The following is a 23,278-nucleotide window of genomic DNA, read 5'->3' on the forward strand; positions in this document are numbered from 1 at the left end:
CCCACCCCGTACGACCGTGGAGCCGACATGTACATCCCTGCCGCTTACAACGAACCCAACCCCGACGTGCTGCGCGAGCTGATCGTGCAGCATCCGTTCGGCAGCCTGATCACGCACGGCAAGAACGGGCTCGACGCGATCCATATTCCGTTCGTGCTGATGCCCGACGACGACGGCGGGCTCGGCGAACTGCACGCACACGTCGCGCGTGCGAATCCGATCTGGCAGGACGTCGCGGACGGCGACGAGGTGCTCGCGATCTTCCGTGCCGGCGACGCATACATCTCGCCGGGCTGGTATCCGAGCAAGCAGGCGACGCACCGGGAGGTGCCGACGTGGAACTACCGGGTCGTGCATGCGCACGGCCGCATCACGGCGCGCGACGACGAGAAGTTCGTGCGCGGCGTGGTCGCGCGGCTGACGCGGACGCACGAAGCGTCGCAGCCGGTGCCGTGGAAAATGGGCGACGCACCGCAGGACTTCATGGACGAGATGCTGCAATCGATCGTCGGGCTGCAGATCAGGATCACGCAGCTCATCGGCAAGCGCAAGCTCGGGCAGAACAAGCCCGTGGCCGATATTCGCGGCGCGGGCGAAGCGCTGGTCGCGGACGGCAATCTCGCGATCGGGGAGGCGATGCTGGCGGAGGCCGACGCGAAGCGTACTTGAGCGCATGAGGACTGCAGCGCGCGGGCGCATGTCGCGCTCGCGCGCCGCGTCGGGTCACTCCGTGCGCGTCGCGCTCTTCATGCCTTCTCCCGCCTGCGCCAACGCCCCCCGAATCGCGGCCTCCGTCTTGTCGTACCCGCCTTCGCCATAACGCGTATAGACGATCTTGCCGTTCGCATCGATCAGGTACAGCGCGGGCCAGTACTGGTTGCCGTACGCGCGCCACGTGTCGTAGCGGTTGTCTTGCGCGACCGGATACCGGATGTCGAAGCGCCTGATCGCATCGGCGACGTTCTTCGCGTCGCGCTCGAACGGATATTCCGGCGTATGCACGCCGACCACGACGAGCCCCTGGTCGCGATACTTCCGATACCAGTCGTTCACGTACGGGATCGTATGAATGCAGTTGATGCACGAATACGTCCAGAAATCGACGAGCACGACCTTGCCGCGCAACTGGTCGAGCGTCAGCGGCGGGCTGTTGTGCCAGCGGTCGATGCCGGTGAAACCGGGCGCCGTCGCGCCGGCCGGCGACGCCTGCACGCCCGCGTCGTCGCGGGTGCCGGCGAAGGCGGCGAGCCCGGCCGTGGCGGCGAGGGCGATGACGAGGGCGGCGGTCTTGAGTCGGGGCAGCATGGCGTTCTCCTGATCTTTGGGGGCCGTGGCGCGATGGCGGCGGCCGGGACGGGTTTCGACAGGCCCCATTAGGCGGCGCCGACGTATCTGCGATGTGTCCGGCCGGCCGCGCGTGTGCAATGTTGTGTGTCGTCGCGGCGGCGCGATACATTGGGATACAAACGCGTGGCCGCCGTGCGGTATAAAAGCGGACATCGCCCGCCCGAACGAACCCCGACACCGATACCGACAACGACTCATGGACAAGATCGACCACGTGCTGATCGTCGACGACGATCGCGCGATCCGCGAACTGATCGCGGACTACCTGGAGAAGAACGGCATGCGCGTGTCGCTGGCCGCGAACGGCCGCGAGATGCGCAACGTGCTCGATGACGGCGCGCCCGACCTGATCGTGCTCGACCTGATGCTGCCCGGCGAGGACGGCCTGACGCTGTGCCGCGACCTGCGCGCCGGCAAGTTCCGCACGGTGCCGGTGCTGATGCTGACCGCACGCGGCGAGGAAACCGACCGGATCATCGGCCTCGAGATGGGCGCCGACGATTACCTGGCCAAGCCGTTCGCGGTGCGCGAGCTGCTCGCGCGGATCCGCTCGGTGCTGCGCCGCGCGCGCATGTTGCCGCCCGGCATGCAGGTGACGGAAACGGCCGCGCTGCTGGCGTTCGGCGAATGGCAGCTCGACACGACCGGGCGTCACCTGCTCGACGCCGACGGCACGCTGGTCGCGCTGAGCGGCGCCGAATACCGGCTGCTGCGCGTGTTCCTCGACAATCCGCAGCGCGTGCTGACGCGCGACCAGTTGCTCAACCTCACGCAAGGGCGCCAGTCCGATCCGTTCGACCGCTCGATCGACCTGCTCGTGAGCCGGCTGCGCCAGCGCCTGCGCGACGGCGCGCGCGAACCGCGCTACATCAAGACGCTGCGCAACGAGGGCTACGTGTTCTCGTCGGCCGTGACCGCCGTCGGCGGTACGCCGTGAGCGCGCGCATGCCGTGGCGCTGGCCGCGCTCGCTGTTCGCGCGGCTCGCGCTGATCCTGTGCGTGGGCCTCGCGCTCGCGCAGACGCTGTCGTTCTGGCTCACCGTGACCGAGCGCGACCAGGCGACCACGAACCTGATGATGGGCTACATCGAGCGCGAGGTCGCCAGCTCGGTCGCGCTGCTCGACCATCTGCCGCCGGCCGAGCGGGCCGCGTGGTTGCCGCGTCTCGCGCGGCGCAGCTATGCGTTCATCCTCGGGCCGGGCCAGACCGGCACGCCGCCGGAGGCGCGGCTGTCGGCGCGCGTCGAGCGCTCGATTTCGGACGGCATCGGCGGCGACTACCCGCTGACCGCGAATTCGATCCCCGGCGACCGCGAACATCTGCAGGTCCATCTGCGGCTGACCGACGGGTCGCCGCTGACGATCGACATCCATCCGATGTCGACGGTGCCGCTGTCGGGCTGGCTGCCGGCCGTGCTCACGGTGCAACTCGCGGTGCTGGCCGCGTGCTGCTGGCTCGCGGTGCGGCTTGCCACGCGGCCGCTCAAGCAGCTCGCGCAGGCCGCCGACGCGCTCGGCCCCGATCTGAAAGGCGAGCGGCTGAGCGAAGAAGGGCCGTCGGAAGTCGCGCGCGCCGCGCGGGCCTTCAACGCGATGCAGGACCGCATCGCGCAGTACATGGCCGAGCGCATGCAGATCCTCGCGTCGATCTCGCACGATCTGCAGACGCCGATCACGCGGATGCGGCTGCGCGTCGACGTGATGGACGACGACACGCAGGGCGCCAAGCTGCGCCAGGACCTGCTGGAGATGGAGCATCTGGTGAAGGAGGGCGTCGCGTACGCGCGAACGCTGCACGGTACCGAGGAAGCCGCGCGCCGCATCGATCTCGACGCGCTGCTCGACAGCATCGTGTACGACTACACGGATGCGGGGCAGGACGTCGCGCTGCACAGCCGCGCGCCGCTCGCGCTCGTCACGCGGCCGAAGGCGCTGCGCCGCATCGTCGGCAACCTGGTCGACAACGCGCTGAAATTCGCGGGCGCGGCCGAGATCGACGTGCAGGCGGCGCCGGACGGCGGCGCGGTGATCGCGGTGCTCGACCGCGGGCCCGGCATTCCGGACGATCAGCTCGACGCGGTGTTCGAGCCGTTCCGGCGCGTGGAGACGTCGCGCAATCGCGATACGGGCGGCACGGGGCTCGGCCTCGCGATCGCGCGGCAACTCGCGCTTGCGATGGGCGGCACGCTCACGCTGAACAACCGGCCCGACGGCGGCGGGCTCGAAGCGAGGCTGACGCTGAGGAACGCGGGGTGACGCGACGCGGCGCGCGAGCGTCGCGGTTTCTGTCGCGAGCCGATGCGTGTGATGCGTGTGATGCGTGCGAGGTGTGCGACGTCGTACGCGTTGCGGATGCGCGTCAGCAGCGGCCGGTGCGCAGCGCGACGGTCCAGTCGTCGCGGCCGCGCGAAGCCGCGATGGCCGCGGCCGTGTGCCAGTCGTATTCGACCGCATGGAATTCGACGGTCCAGCCGGCCGCCGTGCGCGACACCATCGCGTAGCGCGCATGGGGCGAGCCGGTCTCGATCCGGTGCGGATGCGGCAGGTCGTCCGCGTACGCCTGCAGCCCGACGCTGCCCGGATTGACGATCAGCCGGCCGTCGTCGAGCTTCGCGGTACGCGGCACGTGCGTGTGGCCGCACAGGATCAGCGAGGCCGCCGCGTCGCCCGCGCGTTCCGCGATCTCGTCGCGCGTGGCCGCGCGGCAGCCGTCGGGCGTGACCGTTTCGAGGAAATAGACGAGATCGCTGGCCGGCGTGCCGTGCACCATCAGCACGTCGTCGTCGAGCATCAGGCGTTCGGGCAGCGCGGCGATCCAGTCGAGCTGATCGGCGCGCAGCGTATCGTGCGCCCAGCGATCGGACAGCCGCATCGCGTCGCGATCGTAGGTGAGCAATTGGCGTTCGTGGTTGCCCTTGACGGTCGGCAGGTCGAGCGCGATCAGGCGGTCGGCCGTCTCGGCCGGATGGAGCGCGCCCGATACGATGTCGCCGAGATTGACGATCACGTCGGCGCCGCGGCGGCGGACGTCGTCGAGCACCGCGTCGAGCGCGGCGAGATTGCCGTGGATGTCGGACAGCGCGGCGATTTTCATGGCGGGGCGTCGATGGGGGGAGCGGCGATTGTCGCGCAATTCGGCGCGGGCCGTCCAATCGCGTCGCGGCGTCGCGGCGTCGCGGCGTCACGGCGTCACGGCGTCACGGCGTCGGCGCGCGAGGCCGCGGGCGGCGCGTCAGTCGGTCGCGAGCCGTGCGTACATCGCGAAATCGCCCGGCGTGCCGCGCACCATCTTGTAGGCGCGCAGCAGCCCTTCGTAGCGGTAGCCGCACTTCTGCAGCACGCGCGCGGAGCCGGCGTTGCCGGTCAGCACGACGGCCTGCATGCGGATGAAGCCGCCGTGCGCGAACGCCCACGCGGTGACGGCTTCGCATACCGCGCTCGCGATGCCGCGCCCCCAGTGCGTCGGCGCGAGGTCGTACGCGATCTCCGCCGAGCGGTTCGCGGTGGACACCGTATGCAGCCCGATCGTCCCGGCGAGCGCGCCCGATGCCGTGTCGACGATCGCGAGACGCCGGACCGAATCCGGATTGGCCGATTCGATGTCGTCGAACAGCGGCAGCAGATCGTCGGGCGAGCGCAGGTTCCAGCTCGTGTGGCGGACGACGTCGGGATTCGACAGATACGCGTACCACGCGTCGAGGTCCGCGCGTTCGAGTTGCCGGAGCGACAGGCCGGGGAATCCGCTGCGGGGCGGTGCGGCGATTTTCATCGAACCGGGCGCCTACGCGGCATGGCGTCGGTACAGCGCCAGCGACCCGGCGAGCGCGAGCAGCATCGCGCCGCACGTGCGTTCGAGCCACAGCGCGCCCGAGCGCTTCAGCAGTCGCACCGCGCGTGCGCCGAGCAGCGCGTAGCCGAACATCACGACGCCGTCGAGCAGCGCGAACGTGACCGCGAGCGCGACGTATTGCGGCGCGAGCGGCGCCTGCGGATCGAGGAACTGCGGCAGGAACGCGGAGAAGAACAGATAGCCCTTCGGGTTCGTCACCGCGGTCAGGAAGCTTTTCGCGAAGATCGACGCGTGGTGCCCGGTGGCCGTGCCGCCTTGCGCGGCCGCCACGTCGAGCGATCCCTTCGACATCAGCAGCCGGACGCCGACATAGGCGAGGTAGGCGGCGCCGAGCCATTTCACGACCGAGAACCAGAACGCCGACGCCATCAGCAGCGCGCCGAGGCCGAGCGCGACCGCGACGATCAGCACGCAGTCCGACAGCATCGCGCCCGCGAAACCGTAGGCCGCGCGGCGCACGCCGTAGCGCGAGCCGTTGGTCAGCGCGAGCAGCACGGTCGGGCCGGGTGTCGCGATGCCGACGAACGCGACGGCGGCGAAGATCAGCAGGGTCGTTTCATGCATGAAGAAGCTCCCGATGGAAGGCGCGCAGCCGATTATCGTGCGCGTCGCCCGTGCTGTACAGGCGCGATGACCGCGCGTCCGGCCGTGCATCCGACTATCTCAATTTTGGCAAGAAACTGTTGTCATTATTCCGCTGTGGAACGGAACCGGTTCCAACTACCATGCCGGCCGCAGCGGGCATGCCCGCCGCTTCGTCGCGCGCGAACGTCGCCGGCCTCGCACCGCCGGCGGATGTCGGCGCCCGCGCGCCACTCGCCACAGCCAGAACAACGGGTTCACCGCCCGGAGACATGAAAACCATGAACAAGCAACTGATCGCAGCCCCGCTGCTGCTCTCGCTCGCGGGTATCGCCGCCGCGCAAAGCTCCGTCACGCTGTACGGCATCGTCGACGCGGGCGTGACCTATCGCAGCAACGAACGCGTCGGCTCCGCGGGCGCGTACGCCGGGCATTCGAGCGTCGGGCTCACGACCGGCAACCTGTCCGGCAGCCGCTGGGGCATCAAGGGTTCGGAGGATCTCGGCGGCGGGATGCGCGCGCTGTTCGTCCTCGAGAACGGCTTCGACATCACCAACGGCACGTCGGGCCAGGGCGGCCGCCAATTCGGCCGGCAGGCGTTCGTCGGCGTCGGCAGCGACCGCTATGGCACGATCACGCTCGGCCGCCAGTACACGTCGCTCGACGATTTCGTGAGCCCGGTCGGCCCGTCGTCGTTCATCGGCGGCTTCGGCGCGCACCCGGGCGACATCGACGATCTCGACCAGACCGCGCGCGTCGACAGCGCGATCAAGTACACGAGCGCGAACTACTCGGGCTTCACGTTCGGCGCGCTGTACGGCTTCGGCGGCCAGCCGGGCAGCATGAAGCAGCGCAACACGTGGAGCGTCGGCGCCGCGTACGCGGCCGGCCCGCTGCGCGTGGGCGTCGGCTACGAGCGCTCGGACAACAGCAAGACGGGCGCGACCGATCCGACGGCGGGCAAGTGGCAGAGCACCGACGACGGCCTGTTCAATTCGTCGATCAACGAAGGCTACGCGAGCGCGCAGTCGCAGCAGGTGATCGCGACGGGGGCGACGTACGACTTCGGCCCGGCCGTCGTCGGCGTGAACTACAGCAACGTGCAGTACCGCAGCGGCGCGCAGTCGCTGTTCAGCGGCCACGCGACCTTCAACGTCGCGGGCGTGTTCACGCGCTGGAACGTGCAGCCGCAGACGCAGCTGTTCGCCGGCTACAGCTACACGCGCGGCAGCGACGTCGACGGCATCGACAACCGCGCGCAGTATCACAACGTCACGCTCGGCGCCGTCTACGACCTGTCGAAGCGCACCAGCGTGTACCTGCTCGGCGCGTATCAGCATGCGTCCGGCACGACGCTCGACGCGCTCGGCCGGCCGGTGGCCGCGACCGCGTCGGTGTCGGACAAGGCGAACGGCCATTCGTCCGATTCGCGGTCGCAGGCAATCGTGAGCCTGGGGCTGCGCCAGAAGTTCTGACGCAGCGATCGTTGCGCATGCAACGGGGCCCGCTGCCGCTACGCGGCGGGCCCCGTCGTGTGCAGGCGCCTATACTGTCGCCTCCGTTTTCGAGGAGACGACATGACCCGAACGTTTTCCGCGCGCTGCCTGTGCGGCGCCGTGACCGTCACGCTGTGCGGCGAGCCGGCGGCGCGTGCGAATTGCCATTGCGCGACCTGCCGCGATTTCTATGGCACGCCGATGCTGTCCGCAACCGCGTGGCCGCCGGAGCAGGTGACGATCGACGGCGGCCACGCGACGTTCCCGCATCCGTCGAAGTCGATGTCGCGCGCGTGGTGTGCGTCGTGCGGCGAGATCGTGTTCGGGACGAACCGGCTCGGCATGCGCGTCGTGCCGAACAGCCTGAGTGCGCGTGCGCATGGTGGGCAATTGCCCGGCGACCTGCAGCCGACGATGCACCTGTTCTACCGGCAACGCGTGATCGACGTCGTCGATGCCCTGCCGAAATACGTCGACGGCTGGGACGGCCCGACGTTCGACCCGACGAACTGAACGATCGGCGCCGCGTGCCGGTACGGCCGGCGCGCTTTTTTCCGCCGCATTTTCCTTTCCCATCCGCTTTCCCTGCCGTGCGCGAACTCGCAAAAAGCGGATCGCGCCGGATCAATATTTTTTCTCTTTCATTTAAATTTCGATTTGTAATAATCGGAACGACTTCCGGCGAATGAAAAGGAATGCGGTCATGTCAGAAAAAATGACGTGCCTGCATTCGGAGACCCGGAAGAAAATGCCGGGGAATGCGCCGAAACCGCGCGGCTGGCAGGCCGTCGCGGCGAGGGTTCGCAGATTTTGCGATCGTTGACGAAAAAGCGCCGGACGGCAAAAGGCGCGGAGTGAATAATTCGGGGTAACGGCGAATGCGCATTGCCGGAATCACCAATATTTCATGCGCCGCGATTTACAGTGTCGACCATTGTTCGTCTGGGAGCATTATTCATGTCAATGAAACGAATCCGCGCGGTATTGCTGGGAATGTGCATGGCGATGCTGGCGCCGGCAAGCCATGCGCAGGCGCAATACACGACCGACTGGCTCGCGAACACGTACGGCACGCTGGCGTCGCACGTCGGCAACGGCGCGCGCTCGATGTGGGTCGCGCCCGAAGGCGTGATCTACACGGCGTCGCGCTGGGACGAGAACGCGGGCGGCGTCGCAATCTACCAGAACGGCCAGCCGCTCGGCACGATCGGCATCCATGACGAATTCCAGGGCGGCGCGATCACCGGCAACTCGACGTCGCTGTTCGTCGCGCTCGGCTACAACCGCACGTTCGGCAGCGGCTCGGTGGGCCGCTACAACCGGAGCACGAACCAGCGCGACCTGCGCATTCCGGTCAGCACGTGGACGGGCATCCAGTACGCGGACGTGATCACGGGCCTCGCGACGGGCGGCAACCTGCTGTACGTGAGCGACTTCTACGGCAACCGCGTGCGCGTCTATACGACCGACGGCGTGTGGCAGCGCGACATCGGCGTCACGGGCCCCGGCGCGCTGGCGCTCGATGCGGCCGGCAACCTGTGGGTCGCGCGCAAGAGCGCGGGCGTCGTCGCGCAATTCAGCGCGACCGGCGCGGCGATGAACACGCTGCAGATGGCGGCCGGCGCGCGGCCGGCGTCGCTGTACTTCGATGCGTCGATGGGCCAGCTGATGGTGGGCGACGAAGGGCCCGACATGAACATCAAGGTATACGGCGGGCTGCCCGGGCTGCCGGTGCAGGTCGGCACGTTCGGCGTGCAGGGCGGCTATCTCGACACGACGACGGGCATCAAGGGGCAGGTCGGCGACAAGCGCTTCACGCGCGTCGCGGCGCTCGGCAAGGATGCCGCCGGCAACCTGTACGTGTTGAACAATGCATGGGGCGGCGGCTGGGATCTCGGCCGCAACGGCAGCACCGATCTGCATGCGTACAGCCCGATCGGCACGCTGCAATGGAAACTGCAGGCGCTGAACTTCGAGGGCATCGCCGCGCCCGACCCCGCGACCGACGGCACGTTGTTCTTCAGCGGCAACAACGTCTATACGGGCACCGCGGGCGGCACGTTCGTCGCGAACACGGTCGATCCGTTCACCTATCCGAAGGACCCGCGCCTCGACATGAACGATTATCAGCGCGGCCAGCACTTCGGCCAGCTCGTGACGGTCGGCGGCAACCGGATCCTCGTCGCGTCGGGCCAGAACCCGGGCAACTTCAACTTCTATTACTTCAACCCCGCGAGCGGCTATATCGCGATTCCGGCCGGCTCGCTGCCCGGCAAGCCGTTCAACACGACGTTGCAGGTGACGGCCGGTTTCGACATCGACGGCAACGGCGACGTGTGGGCCGGCCTGAACGGCTCCAACGTGATCACGCGCTACCCGATGACGGGCTTCGACGCGACCGGCAAGCCGTCATGGGGCAAGCCGGTGACGACGGCCGTGCCGAGCAGCGTGGCGCCCGTGACGCGCATCATCTACCAGGCCGACAGCGACACGATGATCCTCGCGCAGGGCCTTGCGGGCAACTGGGACTGGACCGCGATGAACGGGCACATCGAGGTCTATCGCGGCTGGAAGAACGGCAACACGAGCACGCCGAACCCGGTGATCAACCTGACGAGCGCGAACCCCAAATCGATCGCGGCGGCCGGCCACTACCTGTTCGTCGGCTATGTGCACACGGTGCCGAACATCGACGTATTCGACCTGAACACCGGCGCGCTCGTCACGACGCTGACGAACTCGAACGCGGCGGCGATGGACGTCGGCAACGACGTCGATTCGATGTACGGCGTGCGCGCGTATCTGCGCTCGACCGGCGAATACGTGATCACGAAGGACAACTACAACGGCTCGAGCATCGTCGTGTATCGCTGGCGCCCGTGAGTGCGCCGCGGCGTCAGAACGATACCGTCGTGGTCAGCGTGACGAGCCGCGGCTCGCCGACCGCGACGATCAGGTTGCTGTTGCTCGACGGATAGTAGGTCTTGTCGAGCAGGTTCTTCACGTTGAGCTGGAAGCGGGTCGGGAATTTGCCGATCGTCGTTTCGTACGCCGCGAACGCGTCGACGCTCACGTAGCCGGGCAGCGTGAAGCTGTTCGCGGTGTCGCCCGAGCGCGCGCCGACGAGCCGCGCCCCGCCGCCGAAGCGCCAGCGTCCGGGCAGGTTCGCGATGGCCGTGTCGTAGACCGCGAACAGGCTGCCCGTGTGGCGCGCGACGTTGACGAGCGGCGTATTGCTGTCGCGATCGTTCGCGTTCGTATACGCATAGCTGCCGATCACGCTCAGGTGGCGCGTGATTTGCCCGGCGACGTCGAGTTCGATTCCGCGCGAGCGCGCGGTGCCGATCGTCGACGTGATGTCGCCGACCGTGACCGCGACGTTGCGCTTGTCGATCTGGTACACGGCGAGCGTGCCCGTGATCGCGGGCTTCAGGCTGAACTTCAGCCCGGCCTCGAGCACGCGGCCGTATTCCGGCGCGAGCGGTGCCGCGACGTTCGACGCGACGTTCGGCTTGAACGAACGGCTCACGTTCGCATACGCGGTCAGCGACGGCGTGAGCGCATACGCGAGCCCGAACTGCGGCAGCCACACGTTGCCGTGCGAGCGGTCGGCGAACACGAACGGCCGCCCCATTCCCGATTCCTGCTGCCAGTCCTCCCAGCGCAGCCCGCCGACCGCGGTGAGCCGGTCGGTGATCTTCACCGAGTCCTGCACGATCGTCGAATACGCATGCACGACCGAGCGCGAATCGCTTTGCTTCGTAGTGGGTATGCCGCCGGGCGCGAGCAGGCCGTACACGGGATCGTAGAGATTGAAGCCCGTCGTCGCCTTGCCGCGGATCGTGTCGCCGCGGAAGCTGCGCTGCCGTTCGTATTCGCCGCCGACATAGATCGCGTGGTGCATCCCCGCGAGCGTCACGTTGCCGAGCAGGCCGAGCGTCGCGATCTGGTCGGAATCGTTGCGTCCGAGGTTCGCATCGGACGAGCGCGTCAGCGCGCCGGTCCTGCTGTTGAACGCGGTGGCGCGCGTGATGAACTGGTCGTAACGGTCGCGGCCCCAGCCGTAGGTCGCGCGCACGCGCCATGCATCGGAGAAGCGGTGCTCGATGCGCGTACGCAGCGTTTCCTGGATGCCGCTGCTTTGCGACCACGCCTCCTCATAGCGGCGATAGCGCAGCGCATCGTCGAGCTGGCCGTTCACGAGCACGGTGCCGCGGTCGAACGGCGTCGTGTAGTCGACGTACTGGTAGCTGACGTCGATCGACGTGTTCGCGTCGTGCCACGACAGCGCGGGCGCGATCAGCGCATGGCGTTCGCGGCCGAAGCTGCGCCAGTAGCGGCTCGTGTCGTATTCGCCGGTCAGCCGGAATGCGAGCGTGCCGCCCGCGACTTGCCCCGGCTTGCCGAGCGGCCCCGTGAGATCGAACTGCGCGTTGCTGCCGCCGTGGTTCGTGCGCGACGCGGAGATCGAGCCGCCGAACGTGTCTTCCGGCTTGCGCGTGACGAGGTTGATCACGCCGCCCGGATCCTGCATCCCGTACAGCAGCGAAGCGGGGCCTTTCAGTACTTCGACGCGATCGATCGTCGCGAGATAGCTGTGCAGCACCGGCGTGCGTACGCCGTCGACCAGCACCGAGCCGTCGTTGTTCGATCCGAAGCCGCGCTTGATGAACGCGTCGCGCGTGCCGCCGAGCGTGTTCGTCTGCGTGACGCCGCTGATGTTGCCGAGCACGTCGTCGAGCGAGCGCGCCTGCTGATCCTGCATCACGCTGCTGCTGACCACCGCGACCGACTGCGGGATCTCCGTGAGCGCACGGTCGTCGCCGCCCGCGATGCTCGTCGTGCGTGGCTGATAGCCGATCGTCGGATCGACGGCCGACGATGCGTTGACGCTGATCGTCGGGAGTTCGTGTTCGGCCGGCGCCGCAGCGGCGGTTGCGGGCGCAACGGGTTCGGCGCCCGCGGCCTGCACGCCGCTCGCGGCGCACAGGGTGAGCAGGACCGGCAGGCGTGTGCGCCACGGACGCAGGGTCCGGGCACGGCGGGGCATTCGGCGGAATGGCATGAATCGATGCAGGAAGAGGCGTGCTGAGGATCGTGTTGCGGGCCGCGGCGTTGCAGTGCGGCCAGGACGCGCATGATATACGTAATGAGAATCATTTGCAATTGTAATGAAGCGACCGGGCCGCGCTCGCCGCTCGATTGCCGGCCTGCCGGCAGTCTGCTACCGTAGCGGCCAAAATCAGACGCAGTGAAATTCAACGAGAGAGCCGGGGGCCGCACCATGTCATCTTCCTGTCACGTCGCATTCAATGCGACGCCGAGCACCGCGCACGACCGCGCGGGCGACGAAGCGATCGCAGCCGCGTACCGCCATTCGAACGATTAAAGCAACGGAAGCGCATTCGACCGGTGTCACGCCGGGCTTCGATGACTTCAACCACCACGCTGGACGGGAGACCACCCATGAAGAAGATTTCCGCGCCGTTCATGACGGCCGCGCTTGCGGCCTGTGCGCTGCTGACGGGCGTTCACGAGGCCGCCCGTGCGGCGTCGAGCGCCGAACCGGCGCTCGACGTGCACTACGGCGCCGTGATCGAGGCTTATACGCAGGACATGGCTGCCGCGAAGACGAAGTACGACGGCAAGCGCCTCACGTTCGTCGGCGCCGTGATCCGGATGGGCAGCGACCCGGATGGTACGTATTTCGGTGCGCTGACGGCCGACGGCGAGCAGTTCGACACGCATTTCGACGTAGCTGATCAAGGCGCGCTGAAGCCGAAATTTCCCGGCGGCGAGATCAAGCCGTTCGTCACGTCCGCGGCGTTCCGGTTCAGCTGTGTGAACGAAGGCTATATCGACGCGCCGGTGCTGCCGGGGTTGAAGCTGTCGCATTGCCGGCTCGCCGATTGAGCTGAGCGGCGGGCGCGCGCCGGCGTGCGACGGTCAAGCGGGTTCGGGTTGCGGCACCGTCGATCGGTCGGGAATTCAGGTGTATTGATCGATGGCCGGCGCAGGATACGCCATGGATCGTTCCAGTATCGTGGTTGACCGCCGCGAGTCGGGCGGCCCATCTACCGATCTACAGGTCTACAGATCTACAGATCGAGTACCAGCAGCTCGGTTCGCGACCGCGAGCAGCACGGCATGAACTGGTCGCCGGCCGCCTTTTCGTCGTCGGTCAGATACGCATCGCGATGATCGGGCTCGCCTTCGAGCACGCGAGTCAGACAGGTGCCGCACACGCCTTGCTCGCACGACGTCAGCACGTCGACGCCGTGCGCCGCCAGCGCCGCGATCACCGTGCATCCGGCCGGCACGTCGATCACCTTGCCGCTGCTCGCGATCCGCACCTGGAATGCGCGATCCGCGCCGGACGATGCCACCGCGCCGCCGAAGAACTCGTAGTGCAATCGCGCTTCGCCCCAGCCGCGCTCGCGTGCCGCGTTCAGCACCGCATCCATGAAGCCGCGCGGGCCGCATACGTACAGATGCGTGCCGTCGGGCGCGCCGGCGAGCACGGCAGCCAGATCGAAGCGTTGCGCGGGATCGCCGTCGTCGACGTGCAAGCGCGCGCGATCGCGAAATCCGGCCGCATTGATCCGCTCGACGAAGGCCATGCGATCGGCCGAACGCGCGCAGTAATGCATGTCGAACGGCATGCCCGACGAGAACAACCGTTCCGCCATGCTGAGAATCGGCGTGACGCCGATCCCGCCGGCGAGCAACAGATGATGCGGCGCGTCGGACGCGAGCGGGAATTGATTGCGCGGCAGGCCGATCCGCACGGTATCGCCTTGCCGGACTTCGTCGTGCATCGCACGCGATCCGCCGCGGCCGTCGGCCTCGCGCAGCACCGCGATCCGATAGCGATCGCGTTGCTCCGGGTGGTTGCACAGCGAGTACTGACGCACGAGCCCGCCCGGCAGATGCACGTCGATATGCGCGCCGGCGTCGAAGCGCGGCAATGGCGAGCCGTCGTCGCTGACCAGTTCGAAGCCGCAGATGTCGCGCGCTTCCTGCCACTTGCGGGCCACGCGGACCGTCAAGGTCGCGCCGCTCATGACGCCTCCTTGACGTGCGCGACCGGAATCACGGGCCGCTGCGGGCTCGCCGCGTTTTCGGCGGCGAGCAGCCGGTCGATCACCTTGCGCGACAGCACGCCGCCGGCGTCGATGTTGAGCTTGAGGAGCGTGCGCTCGGGCCACTGCTCGAGATTGCGCTGCTGTCGCTCGAGCATCTCGAGATCTTCCGCGAAAATCTTGCCCTGGCCTTCGCGGATCTCGGCGGTCAGCGCGTGATCGTCGGGCCGGAAGTTGCGCGCCATCCCCCAGAAGTACCAGATCGACGTATCCGTCTCGGGCGTGATGAAGTCGACCACGATCGACGACGCCTTCCTGTCCGCCGGCGCGTCGTAGCCGCCGTGGCCCGCATGCGCGACGCCCACTTCGATCATCACGTGGCTCGGCGGCGTGAAGCGGCAGATCTGCCAGCGGTCGACCGGCACGTCGTCGGCGAGCCCGTTGCCGCGCAGCGCCATCCGCCAGAACGGCGGCGGCATCACGTTCTCCATGAAGCGGCTCGTGACGACTTCGTCGCCGTGGCTGGTCGTCTTCGGCGGCGCTTCGTCGATTTCCTTCTGGCCGATGCTCGTCGCATGCACGTAGGTCTCGTGCGTGAGATCCATCAGGTTGTCGATCATCAGCCGGTAGTCGCAGCGAATGTGATACAGGCCGCCGCCGTGCGCCCAGGCCGGATCCTCGGCCCACGCCAGCGCGGGCAGTTTGGCGGGATCGGCTGCGGATGCGTCTCCCGGCCACACCCACACGAAGCCGTACCGCTCGATCGCCGGGAAGCTGCGAATCGGCGGGAAGCCGCCGACACGCTGGCCCGGCATGCCGGTCGTCCTGCCGTTGCAGCCCATTTCCAGCCCGTGATAACCGCACACGAGCACGCCGTCGCGCACGAATCCCAGCGACAGCGGCGCGCCGCGGTGCGGGCAGAAGTCCTCGAGCGCGGCGACCTGGCCGTCCGCCGCGCGGTAAAACACCATCGATTCGTTGCAGATCTTGCGGCCCAGCGGCTTGCCGTCGATCTCGTCAGGCGTGCACGCCACGTACCACGCGTTCTTGAGAAACATGATCTTTGTCTCCTTCGGGGCGGTGCCGCCGGGGATGCGGCCCGATCTTCATTCCGTGTACTGAATGAGATTCAGTGTACTTATTGAGATTGGCGAGAGCAAGGCGGGCGGTATACTGGTTTTCCCGGGAACGTGGCGCAACGCGGCGCCATGCCGACGGCGCGCGCAACCGGCGTGCGCCGCCTACGTCATCGACTCATTCATGGAAAAAACGAATCCCGCCGACCTGCCGGCTTTCCCGATCGACCTGTACGACGAACCCGGGCACCTGATCCGGCGCGCGCACCAGATCGCGGTCGCGATGTTCTACGAGAAGCTGGGCCGGGACGTGACGCCCGTGCAGTACGCGGTGCTGCGGATGCTCTACGAGAATCCGGGGCTCGACCAGGTGACGCTCGCGCAGCGCGTGGCGCTCGACACGTCGACCACCGCCGATCTCGCGGTGCGGCTCGAAGCGAAAGGATTGATCGTCCGCGAAGTGCTGCCGCGGCGTCAGCGGCGCCTGCTGTTGACGCCGGCGGGCGTCGAGCTGCTCACGCATCTGATTCCGTCGGTGCAGGAACTGCGCGCCGGCCTGTTCGACGGGATGGGCGACGACGATTCGCGGGAACTGATGCGCCTGTTGCGCAAGTTCGTCCATTTGAACAACGAGCAGAGTCGCGCGCCGCTGCGGGTGAGCGAGGATTCGTAGTGGCGCCGAGCCGTCGGCAGCGAAAGCGGTGGCGGGGCAGCCGCCGCGCTGCCCGACGGCGTCACGCGCGTGACGCTTCCCCTTCCAGTCGCCGCACGGCTTCGGACACTTCGTTCCGGAAGCGCACGAGCGCCGCCTGTTCCGGCGCCGGCGGCTGCATGGCGGCCCACAGCATGTCGATCAATTGCGTGGCCGTCGTTTCCGTATCGAGCTTGCGGTGCCCGAGGATCGCGTCCCACAGCACGTGCTCGATCGGCCCGAACACCATCGAGCGGAGCAGGCTCAGCGGCAGATCCGCGCGAACCTGCCCGGCCGCCTGGCCGCGCGCGAGCACGTCCATCAGCGGCGCCGTGTAGCGGCGCTGCAGCGCGGTGAGCTCGTCGCTCAGCGCATGCTGCTTCGCGCGGCCTTCCGACAGCACCAGCGCGCACAATCCCGTGCCGTTCACGAGCATCAGCCGCAGGTGCGTGCGCACGATGAACGCGAACTGTTGCTGCACCGACGCGTCGCGCGGCCTCCCGTGTTCGAACGCGGCGATGATTTCGTCGTACCAGTCGGCGATCACGCGCGCGCACAGCTCGCGCTTGCCGCGGAAATAGCTGAACACCGTCGCCTCCGACACGCCCACGCGCTGCGCGATCTCGGCGGCCGTCGCATGCTCGTAACCTTTTTCGGCAAACACTTCCCGGCCGGCGCGCAGAATGTCCTGCACGCGCTGCTGGGATTTGCGCCCGGCGGGTGCGCGCGGCGTGTCGGCGCGGTCGGCTTTGGCGGTGGCGGTCATGGTGTCGGCGGGAGCGGCTGTCATGCTCGCATGATAGCTGAGTATCACTCAGAAAACTATTGACGCCGAACCCGGCGAGGCGCGAAACTGTGCAAAATTTCCGCTGTATTGGTCAATGAATCGGCGTATTCATTCGATGTGAGCAAAACTCAGAAATCGGTGAGTGCGGCACACTTTCTGGAGACGGAGGAGACATGATCAACCTGCCCGGCGTGCAATTCATGCTCGGTGAAGACATCGAGATGCTGCGCGACGCCGTCGCGACGTTTGCGGCGAAGGAAATCGCGCCGCGCGCGGCGGAGGTCGACCGCACCGACCAGTTCCCGATGGATCTGTGGAAGAAGTTCGGCGATCTCGGCGTGCTCGGCATGACCGTCTCCGAGGAATACGGCGGCGCGAACATGGGCTACACCGCGCACATGGTCGCGATGGAGGAGATCTCGCGCGCGTCGGCGTCGATCGGCCTGTCGTACGGCGCGCATTCGAATCTGTGCGTGAACCAGATCCACCGCAACGGCACCGACGCGCAAAAACGGAAGTACCTGCCGAAGCTCGTGTCGGGCGAACACGTCGGCGCGCTCGCGATGAGCGAGCCGAACGCCGGCTCCGACGTCGTCAGCATGAAGCTGCGCGCGGACAAGCGCGGCGACCGCTACGTGCTCAACGGCACGAAGATGTGGATTACCAACGGCCCCGATTGCGACACGCTCGTCGTCTACGCGAAGACGGACGTCGACGCCGGCCCGCGCGGCATCACCGCATTCATCGTCGAGAAGGGGATGAAGGGCTTCTCGGTCGCGCAGAAGCTCGACAAGCTCGGCATGCGCGGGTCGCACACGGGCGAGCTGGTGTTTCAGGACGTCGAAGTGCCGGAAGAGAACATCCTCGGCCAGCTCAACGGCGGCGTGAAGGTGCTGATGAGCGGCCTCGACTACGAGCGCGCGGTGTTGTCGGGCGGCCCGACGGGCATCATGGCCGCGTGTCTCGATGCGGTGGTGCCGTATATCCACGACCGCAAGCAGTTCGGCCAGTCGATCGGCGAATTCCAGCTGATCCAGGGCAAGGTCGCCGACATGTACACCACGTTCCAGGCATGCCGCGCGTATCTGTACGCAGTGGGCCGCCATCTCGACTCGGCGGGCAGCGACCATATTCGCCAGGTGCGCAAGGACTGCGCGGGCGTGATCCTCTATACGGCCGAGAAGGCGACGTGGATGGCCGGCGAGGCGATCCAGATCCTCGGCGGCAACGGCTACATCAACGAATACCCGGTCGGGCGCCTGTGGCGCGATGCGAAGCTGTACGAGATCGGCGCCGGCACGAGCGAGATCCGCCGGATGCTGATCGGCCGCGAGCTGTTCGCGGAAACGATGTAACGCCCACGTCACGCGAACGGAGCCCCGTCGATGCCGATCATCGAATCGAAACTGAACCCGCGTTCGGAAGACTTCCGCGCGAATGCCGCGGCGCTGGAAGCCGTTGTCGCCGACCTGCGCGCGAAGATCGAACAGCTCGCGCAGGGCGGCGGCCAGGCCGCGCGCGACAAGCACCTGGCGCGCGGCAAGCTGCTGCCGCGCGAGCGCATCGCGCAACTGCTCGATCCGGGCGCGCCGTTTCTCGAGCTGTCGCAGCTCGCCGCGAACGGCATGTACAACGACGACGCGCCGGGCGCGGGCGTCATCACCGGGATCGGCCGCATCGCCGGCCGCGAATGCGTGATCGTGTGCAACGACGCGACGGTCAAGGGCGGCACCTACTATCCGATCACGGTGAAGAAGCACGTGCGCGCGCAGGAAATCGCCGCGGAAAACCGGCTGCCATGCGTGTATCTCGTCGATTCGGGCGGCGCGAACCTGCCGAACCAGGACGACGTGTTTCCCGATCGCGATCACTTCGGCCGCATCTTCTTCAACCAGGCGACGATGTCGGCCGCGGGGATCGCGCAGATCGCGGTCGTGATGGGCTCGTGCACGGCCGGCGGCGCGTACGTGCCGGCGATGAGCGACGAGTCGATCATCGTGAAGGACCAGGGTACGATTTTCCTCGGCGGCCCGCCGCTCGTGAAGGCCGCGACCGGCGAGGAAGTGAGCGCGGAGGATCTCGGCGGCGGCGACGTGCATACGCGCCTGTCGGGCGTGGCCGATCATCTCGCGCAGAACGACGCGCATGCGTTGTCGATCGCGCGCAACATCGTCGGCCATCTCGCACCGAAGATCGCGCCGCCGGTCGCGCTGCGCGAGCCGAAGCCGCCGCGCTACGACGCGAAGAGCCTGTACGGCGTGATTCCGGTCGACACGCGCAAGCCGTTCGACGTGCGCGAGGTGATCGCGCGCATCGTCGACGATTCCGAGTTCGACGAATTCAAGGCGCGCTTCGGCACGACGCTCGTCACGGGCTTCGCGCACATCTGGGGCCATCCGGTCGGGATCGTCGCGAACAACGGCATCCTGTTTTCCGAATCGGCCGTGAAGGGCGCGCATTTCATCGAGCTGTGCTGCCAGCGCAAGATTCCGCTCGTGTTCCTGCAGAACATCACGGGCTTCATGGTCGGCCGCAAGTACGAGAACGAAGGCATCGCGCGGCATGGCGCGAAGATGGTGACGGCCGTGTCCAATGCGAAGGTGCCGAAATTCACGGTGATCATCGGCGGCTCGTTCGGCGCCGGCAACTACGGGATGTGCGGCCGCGCGTTCGGCCCGCGCTTCCTGTGGATGTGGCCGAACGCCCGCATCTCGGTGATGGGTGGCGAACAGGCCGCGTCGGTGCTCGCGACCGTGCGTCGCGACGGCATCGAAGCGAAGGGCGGGTCGTGGTCGGCCGAGGAAGAGGACGCGTTCAAGCAGCCGATTCGCGACCAGTACGAGCGCCAGGGCCATCCGTATTATGCGAGCGCGCGGCTGTGGGACGACGGCGTGATCGATCCCGCGCAGACGCGCGACGTGCTCGGGCTCGGCCTTGCCGCGTCGATGAACGCGCCGATCGACGACACGCGCTTCGGCGTGTTCCGCATGTAACGCCCGGGAGGACAGACCGATGCGATACGAAACGATCAAGGTAAGCGAAGCCGGCCGCGTGGCGACCGTCACGCTCGCGCGGCCCGACGTGCGCAATGCGTTCAACGAGACGACGATCGCCGAGCTGACCACCGCGTTCGAATGGCTCGACGCGCACCAAGGCGTGCGCGCGATCGTGCTCGCGGCGGAAGGCGCGGCGTTCTGTGCGGGCGCGGACCTGAACTGGATGAAGAAGATGGCCGGTTACTCGGACGACGAGAACCGTGCCGACGCGCGCAAGCTCGCGCGGATGCTCGAGGCGATTTATCGCTGCGGCAAGCCGGTGATCGCGCGCGTGCATGGCGACGCGTATGCGGGCGGCGTGGGCCTCGTCGCGGCGGCCGACATCGCGATCGCCGCCGACGGCGTGAAGTTCTGCCTGTCGGAAGCGCGGCTCGGGCTGATTCCCGCGACGATCGCACCGTACGTCGTGCGTGCGATGGGCGAGCGCGCGGCGCGCCGCTATTTCACGACGGCCGAGGTGTTCGACAGCACGCGTGCCGCGTCGCTCGGCTTCATTCACGATGCGGTGCCGGCCGACGCGCTCGACGAAACGATCGCGAAGCTGGCCGCGACGCTCGTCGCGAACGGCCCCGACGCGGTGACGGCGTGCAAGCGGCTCGTCGCCGACGTGGCCGGCCGCGCGCTCGACGCGACGCTGATCGAGCAGACCGCCGACTGGATCGCGCAGACCCGCGCCGGCGCGGAAGCGCGCGAAGGAATCGCGTCCTTCCTCGACAAGCGCACGCCGTCGTGGCGTGAATGATCGCGTGACCCCAACCTTCCGGACGACATCGAAGCCATGTTCGACAAGATTCTGATCGCCAACCGCGGCGAAATCGCGTGCCGCGTCGCCGCGACGTGCAAACGTCTCGGGATCGCGAGCGTCGCCGTCTATTCCGACGCGGACGCGAACGCGAAACACGTGGCCGCATGCGACGAGGCCGTGCACATCGGCGGCTCGGCCGCGGCAGACAGCTACCTGCGCATCGAGCGCATCATCGAAGCCGCGCGCGCGACCGGCGCACAGGCGATTCATCCCGGCTACGGCTTTCTGTCGGAGAACGAAGATTTTGCGCATGCATGCGAAGCGGCCGGCATCGTGTTCATCGGGCCGCCGGTCGACGCCATCGCGGCGATGGGATCGAAGGCGGCCGCCAAGGCGCTGATGCACGCGGCCGCCGTGCCGCTCGTGCCCGGCTATCACGGCGACGACCAGGACGCGGCCAGGCTGCATCGCGAAGCCGACGGGATCGGCTATCCGGTGCTGCTGAAGGCAAGCGCGGGCGGCGGCGGCAAGGGGATGCGCGTGGTCGAGCGCTCCGACGATTTCCCGGCGGCGCTCGCGTCGTGCCAGCGCGAGGCCGCGAGCAGCTTCGGCAACGATCGCGTGCTGATCGAGAAATACCTGACGCGTCCGCGCCACGTCGAAGTGCAGGTGTTCGGCGACACGCACGGCAATACCGTGTACCTGTTCGACCGCGACTGCTCGGTGCAGCGCCGTCACCAGAAGGTGCTCGAGGAAGCGCCGGCGCCGGGGCTGCACGACGACGTGCGCCAGGCAATGGGCGAAGCGGCCGTCGCGGCCGCGCGCGCGGTCGGCTATGTCGGCGCGGGCACCGTCGAGTTCATCATGACGGGCGACGCGTTCTACTTCATGGAGATGAACACGCGTCTGCAGGTCGAGCATCCGGTCACCGAGATGGTCACGGGGCTCGATCTCGTCGAATGGCAATTGCGCGTCGCGGCGGGCGAGCCGCTGCCGCTGAAGCAGGACGCGCTGCGCGTACGGGGCCATGCGCTCGAGGCACGCCTTTACGCGGAGAACCCCGCGCGCGGCTTCCTGCCGTCGACGGGCACGTTGAAGCACCTGCGGCTGCCGGACGGCGTCGAGTTCGACATCGGTGCGGCGGTGCGCATCGACAGCGGCGTGCGCGAAGGCGATGCGATCACGCCGTTCTACGATCCGATGATCGCGAAGCTGATCGTCCACGGTGCGGACCGCGCGGAAGCGCTGGGCCTGATGCTGCGTGCGCTGCGCGCGTGCGAAGTGGTCGGCCTGCATACGAACGCCGCGTTCCTGCAGCGGATCGTCGCGTGCGAGCCGTTCGCGACGGCCGATCTCGACACGGGCCTGATCGAACGCAATCACGATGCGCTGTTCGCGCCGCAACAGCCGCCGCGCGCGGCGCTCGCACTCGCCTGCGCGGCGCTGCTTGCCCGCGAACGCGGGGCAACGCAGACCGCCTCGCCGTGGAGCGCGCTGCCGGACTGGCGGCTGAACGGCGGCTATCGCCGCACGCTCGAATGGCACGCGCCCGATCGCGAAGCGGACGTGACGGTGACGTACGAGGACGACGGCGACGGCACGCGCATCGCGATCGGCGACGCGGCCGCGCAACCGTTCGCATGGACGCGCGGCGCCACGCCGCTCGATTTCGACGTGACGCTCGGCGGCGTGCGCGGCAGCGGCCGCGTCCATGCGGACGGCGACACGTTCCACGTGTTCACGCAAGGTGCGGCCGAAACGTTCGAATGGCGCAACCTGCTCGCGCATGCAGGCGACGCGGAGCAGGGCGGCGGCCGCCTGACCGCGCCGATGCCCGGCAAGGTGATCGCGGTGCTGGTCGAGCCGGGCCAGCAGGTCGAAGCCGGCACGCCGCTGATCGTGATGGAAGCGATGAAGATGGAACACACGATCGGTGCGCCGCGCGCGGGCGTCGTCGCGGAAGTGCTGTACGGCGTCGGCGACCAGGTCGCGGACGGTGCGCAGTTGCTGATGATGGCGGAAGGCTGAGCGGCCTTGCCACCCTACACGGGCCGGCCGCCGCTGCGGCGGCCGGCCCGCAGGAAAGCACTTCGTCATCCGCCGTCGTCGCGACAGCGCGGCGTCGGTATCGAGGACGCACGAAGCAGCACGCGCGATTCGCGCAAATCTTTCGAAATACTTACGAACTGCGCCGTTCCCGCCACGTCGCCGCGTGCCGCGCGCTGCGTGCCCCCCGATCTTCCCGCCGCTCGACACCGTCGTGTAACAAGTCGAACATAGCATCTCGGCGTCGATATGACCGGCGCGGCGTTCGCGCCTGCGTCACGTCGTCATCCTCACGGAGAACCGTTATGCGAACGTCGGCCCTACGGCCTTTCGCGGTCGCCGGCCTGATCGCGCTGACCGCGCTGCTCGGCGCCTGCAACGACGACCTGACCGCACCCGCCGCGCCCGTCGCGCAGCAGAAGGCCGCGTGCGGCGGCGCCGTGGTCGCCACCGCACAGATGCGCTGCCCGCCGGGTTTCACCGCACCGGCTTCGTCGCCCGCTTCCTGATACCGGCCGTT

The 23,278-nt window shown here is 67.9% G+C and carries 21 protein-coding genes; 13 read left to right on the top strand and 8 right to left on the bottom strand.

All coding sequences use genetic code 11. The features are described 5' to 3' along the window. Positions 1-27: 27 nt before the first annotated feature. Complete coding sequence (locus tag WT53_RS25470; protein ID WP_060262205.1) at positions 28-669, top strand: FMN-binding negative transcriptional regulator; 642 nt, start codon at positions 28-30, stop codon at positions 667-669. A 54-nt stretch (positions 670-723) separates the two neighbouring features. Here the strand turns inward: WT53_RS25470 and WT53_RS25475 are convergent, their stop codons facing one another. Further along, entirely contained in the window at positions 724-1,305 is a 582-nt protein-coding gene (locus WT53_RS25475) for a thioredoxin family protein (protein WP_034204137.1), read from the bottom strand. Between the two features lie 238 nt (positions 1,306-1,543). Between WT53_RS25475 and WT53_RS25480 the strand changes: the two genes are divergently transcribed. Together WT53_RS25480 and WT53_RS25485 are read left to right on the top strand one after the other, a co-directional pair. Then, a complete protein-coding gene (locus tag WT53_RS25480) occupies positions 1,544-2,284 on the top strand; it encodes a response regulator (protein ID WP_034204138.1) in 741 nt (246 codons plus the stop codon). Further along, the gene (locus WT53_RS25485; protein WP_060262207.1) at positions 2,281-3,603 is read left to right on the top strand and encodes an ATP-binding protein; all 1,323 of its coding nucleotides are present in this window, start codon (positions 2,281-2,283) and stop codon (positions 3,601-3,603) included. Before WT53_RS25480 ends, WT53_RS25485 begins: the two co-directional genes overlap by 4 nt. Before the next feature lie 103 nt (positions 3,604-3,706). Here WT53_RS25485 and WT53_RS25490 read toward each other — a convergent pair whose 3' ends face one another. The 3 genes from WT53_RS25490 to WT53_RS25500 all read right to left on the bottom strand — a co-directional run bounded on the left by WT53_RS25490 (position 3,707) and on the right by WT53_RS25500 (position 5,761). Beyond that, a complete protein-coding gene (locus WT53_RS25490; protein WP_060262209.1) occupies positions 3,707-4,441 on the bottom strand; it encodes a metallophosphoesterase in 735 nt (244 codons plus the stop codon). A 138-nt stretch (positions 4,442-4,579) separates the two neighbouring features. Then, positions 4,580-5,116 (bottom strand): GNAT family N-acetyltransferase, encoded by a 537-nt coding sequence (locus WT53_RS25495; RefSeq protein ID WP_034204141.1) that lies wholly within the window; start codon positions 5,114-5,116, stop codon positions 4,580-4,582. Between the two features lie 12 nt (positions 5,117-5,128). Continuing rightward, complete coding sequence (locus WT53_RS25500) at positions 5,129-5,761, bottom strand: LysE family translocator (protein ID WP_059782837.1); 633 nt, start codon at positions 5,759-5,761, stop codon at positions 5,129-5,131. A 299-nt stretch (positions 5,762-6,060) separates the two neighbouring features. Between WT53_RS25500 and WT53_RS25505 the strand changes: the two genes are divergently transcribed. The 3 genes from WT53_RS25505 to WT53_RS25515 all read left to right on the top strand — a co-directional run bounded on the left by WT53_RS25505 (position 6,061) and on the right by WT53_RS25515 (position 10,158). Further along, positions 6,061-7,254, top strand: coding sequence for a porin (locus tag WT53_RS25505; RefSeq protein WP_059823477.1), 1,194 nt, complete (start codon positions 6,061-6,063; stop codon positions 7,252-7,254). A gap of 102 nt (positions 7,255-7,356) precedes the next feature. Further along, positions 7,357-7,788 (top strand): GFA family protein, encoded by a 432-nt coding sequence (locus tag WT53_RS25510; RefSeq protein WP_034204144.1) that lies wholly within the window; start codon positions 7,357-7,359, stop codon positions 7,786-7,788. Positions 7,789-8,232: 444 nt separating this feature from the next. Then, positions 8,233-10,158 (top strand): hypothetical protein, encoded by a 1,926-nt coding sequence (locus WT53_RS25515; RefSeq protein ID WP_060262211.1) that lies wholly within the window; start codon positions 8,233-8,235, stop codon positions 10,156-10,158. A 13-nt stretch (positions 10,159-10,171) separates the two neighbouring features. On the opposite strand, the gene WT53_RS25520 is transcribed toward WT53_RS25515, so the two are convergent. Further along, entirely contained in the window at positions 10,172-12,340 is a 2,169-nt protein-coding gene (locus WT53_RS25520) for a TonB-dependent siderophore receptor (protein WP_034204146.1), read from the bottom strand. Between the two features lie 401 nt (positions 12,341-12,741). On the opposite strand from WT53_RS25520, the gene WT53_RS25525 reads away from it, so the two are divergent. Further along, entirely contained in the window at positions 12,742-13,188 is a 447-nt protein-coding gene (locus WT53_RS25525; protein ID WP_034204147.1) for a hypothetical protein, read from the top strand. 185 nt (positions 13,189-13,373) lie between these two features. On the opposite strand, the gene WT53_RS25530 is transcribed toward WT53_RS25525, so the two are convergent. After that, positions 13,374-14,339 (bottom strand): PDR/VanB family oxidoreductase, encoded by a 966-nt coding sequence (locus WT53_RS25530; RefSeq protein ID WP_034204148.1) that lies wholly within the window; start codon positions 14,337-14,339, stop codon positions 13,374-13,376. Beyond that, positions 14,336-15,415 carry an aromatic ring-hydroxylating dioxygenase subunit alpha gene (locus WT53_RS25535; RefSeq protein WP_034204149.1) on the bottom strand — a complete coding sequence of 360 codons (1,080 nt, stop codon included), beginning with the start codon at positions 15,413-15,415 and terminating at the stop codon, positions 14,336-14,338. The genes WT53_RS25530 and WT53_RS25535 overlap by 4 nt, the downstream gene beginning before the upstream one ends. A 202-nt stretch (positions 15,416-15,617) precedes the next feature. Between WT53_RS25535 and WT53_RS25540 the strand changes: the two genes are divergently transcribed. Next, on the top strand, positions 15,618-16,106 hold the full coding sequence (locus WT53_RS25540; RefSeq protein ID WP_034204150.1) for a MarR family winged helix-turn-helix transcriptional regulator: 489 nt from the start codon (positions 15,618-15,620) through the stop codon (positions 16,104-16,106). Between the two features lie 61 nt (positions 16,107-16,167). Here the strand turns inward: WT53_RS25540 and WT53_RS25545 are convergent, their stop codons facing one another. Then, on the bottom strand, positions 16,168-16,914 hold the full coding sequence (locus WT53_RS25545) for a TetR/AcrR family transcriptional regulator (protein ID WP_034204151.1): 747 nt from the start codon (positions 16,912-16,914) through the stop codon (positions 16,168-16,170). A 170-nt stretch (positions 16,915-17,084) separates the two neighbouring features. Here WT53_RS25545 and WT53_RS25550 point away from each other — a divergent pair, with 170 nt between their 5' ends. The 5 genes from WT53_RS25550 to WT53_RS25570 all read left to right on the top strand — a co-directional run bounded on the left by WT53_RS25550 (position 17,085) and on the right by WT53_RS25570 (position 23,267). Further along, a complete protein-coding gene (locus tag WT53_RS25550; RefSeq protein ID WP_059782861.1) occupies positions 17,085-18,266 on the top strand; it encodes an isovaleryl-CoA dehydrogenase in 1,182 nt (393 codons plus the stop codon). A 30-nt stretch (positions 18,267-18,296) separates the two neighbouring features. After that, on the top strand, positions 18,297-19,904 hold the full coding sequence (locus WT53_RS25555) for a carboxyl transferase domain-containing protein (protein WP_034204153.1): 1,608 nt from the start codon (positions 18,297-18,299) through the stop codon (positions 19,902-19,904). Between the two features lie 19 nt (positions 19,905-19,923). Continuing rightward, a complete protein-coding gene (locus WT53_RS25560; protein ID WP_034204154.1) occupies positions 19,924-20,709 on the top strand; it encodes an enoyl-CoA hydratase/isomerase family protein in 786 nt (261 codons plus the stop codon). Between the two features lie 36 nt (positions 20,710-20,745). Then, the gene (locus WT53_RS25565) at positions 20,746-22,740 is read left to right on the top strand and encodes an acetyl/propionyl/methylcrotonyl-CoA carboxylase subunit alpha (protein ID WP_060262213.1); all 1,995 of its coding nucleotides are present in this window, start codon (positions 20,746-20,748) and stop codon (positions 22,738-22,740) included. A gap of 323 nt (positions 22,741-23,063) precedes the next feature. Continuing rightward, a complete protein-coding gene (locus tag WT53_RS25570; RefSeq protein WP_034204156.1) occupies positions 23,064-23,267 on the top strand; it encodes a hypothetical protein in 204 nt (67 codons plus the stop codon). Positions 23,268-23,278: the final 11 nt, after the last annotated feature.

Source organism: Burkholderia sp. MSMB2157WGS, from assembly GCF_001532755.1.
In the GTDB taxonomy this organism is placed as follows: Bacteria; Pseudomonadota; Gammaproteobacteria; order Burkholderiales; family Burkholderiaceae; genus Burkholderia.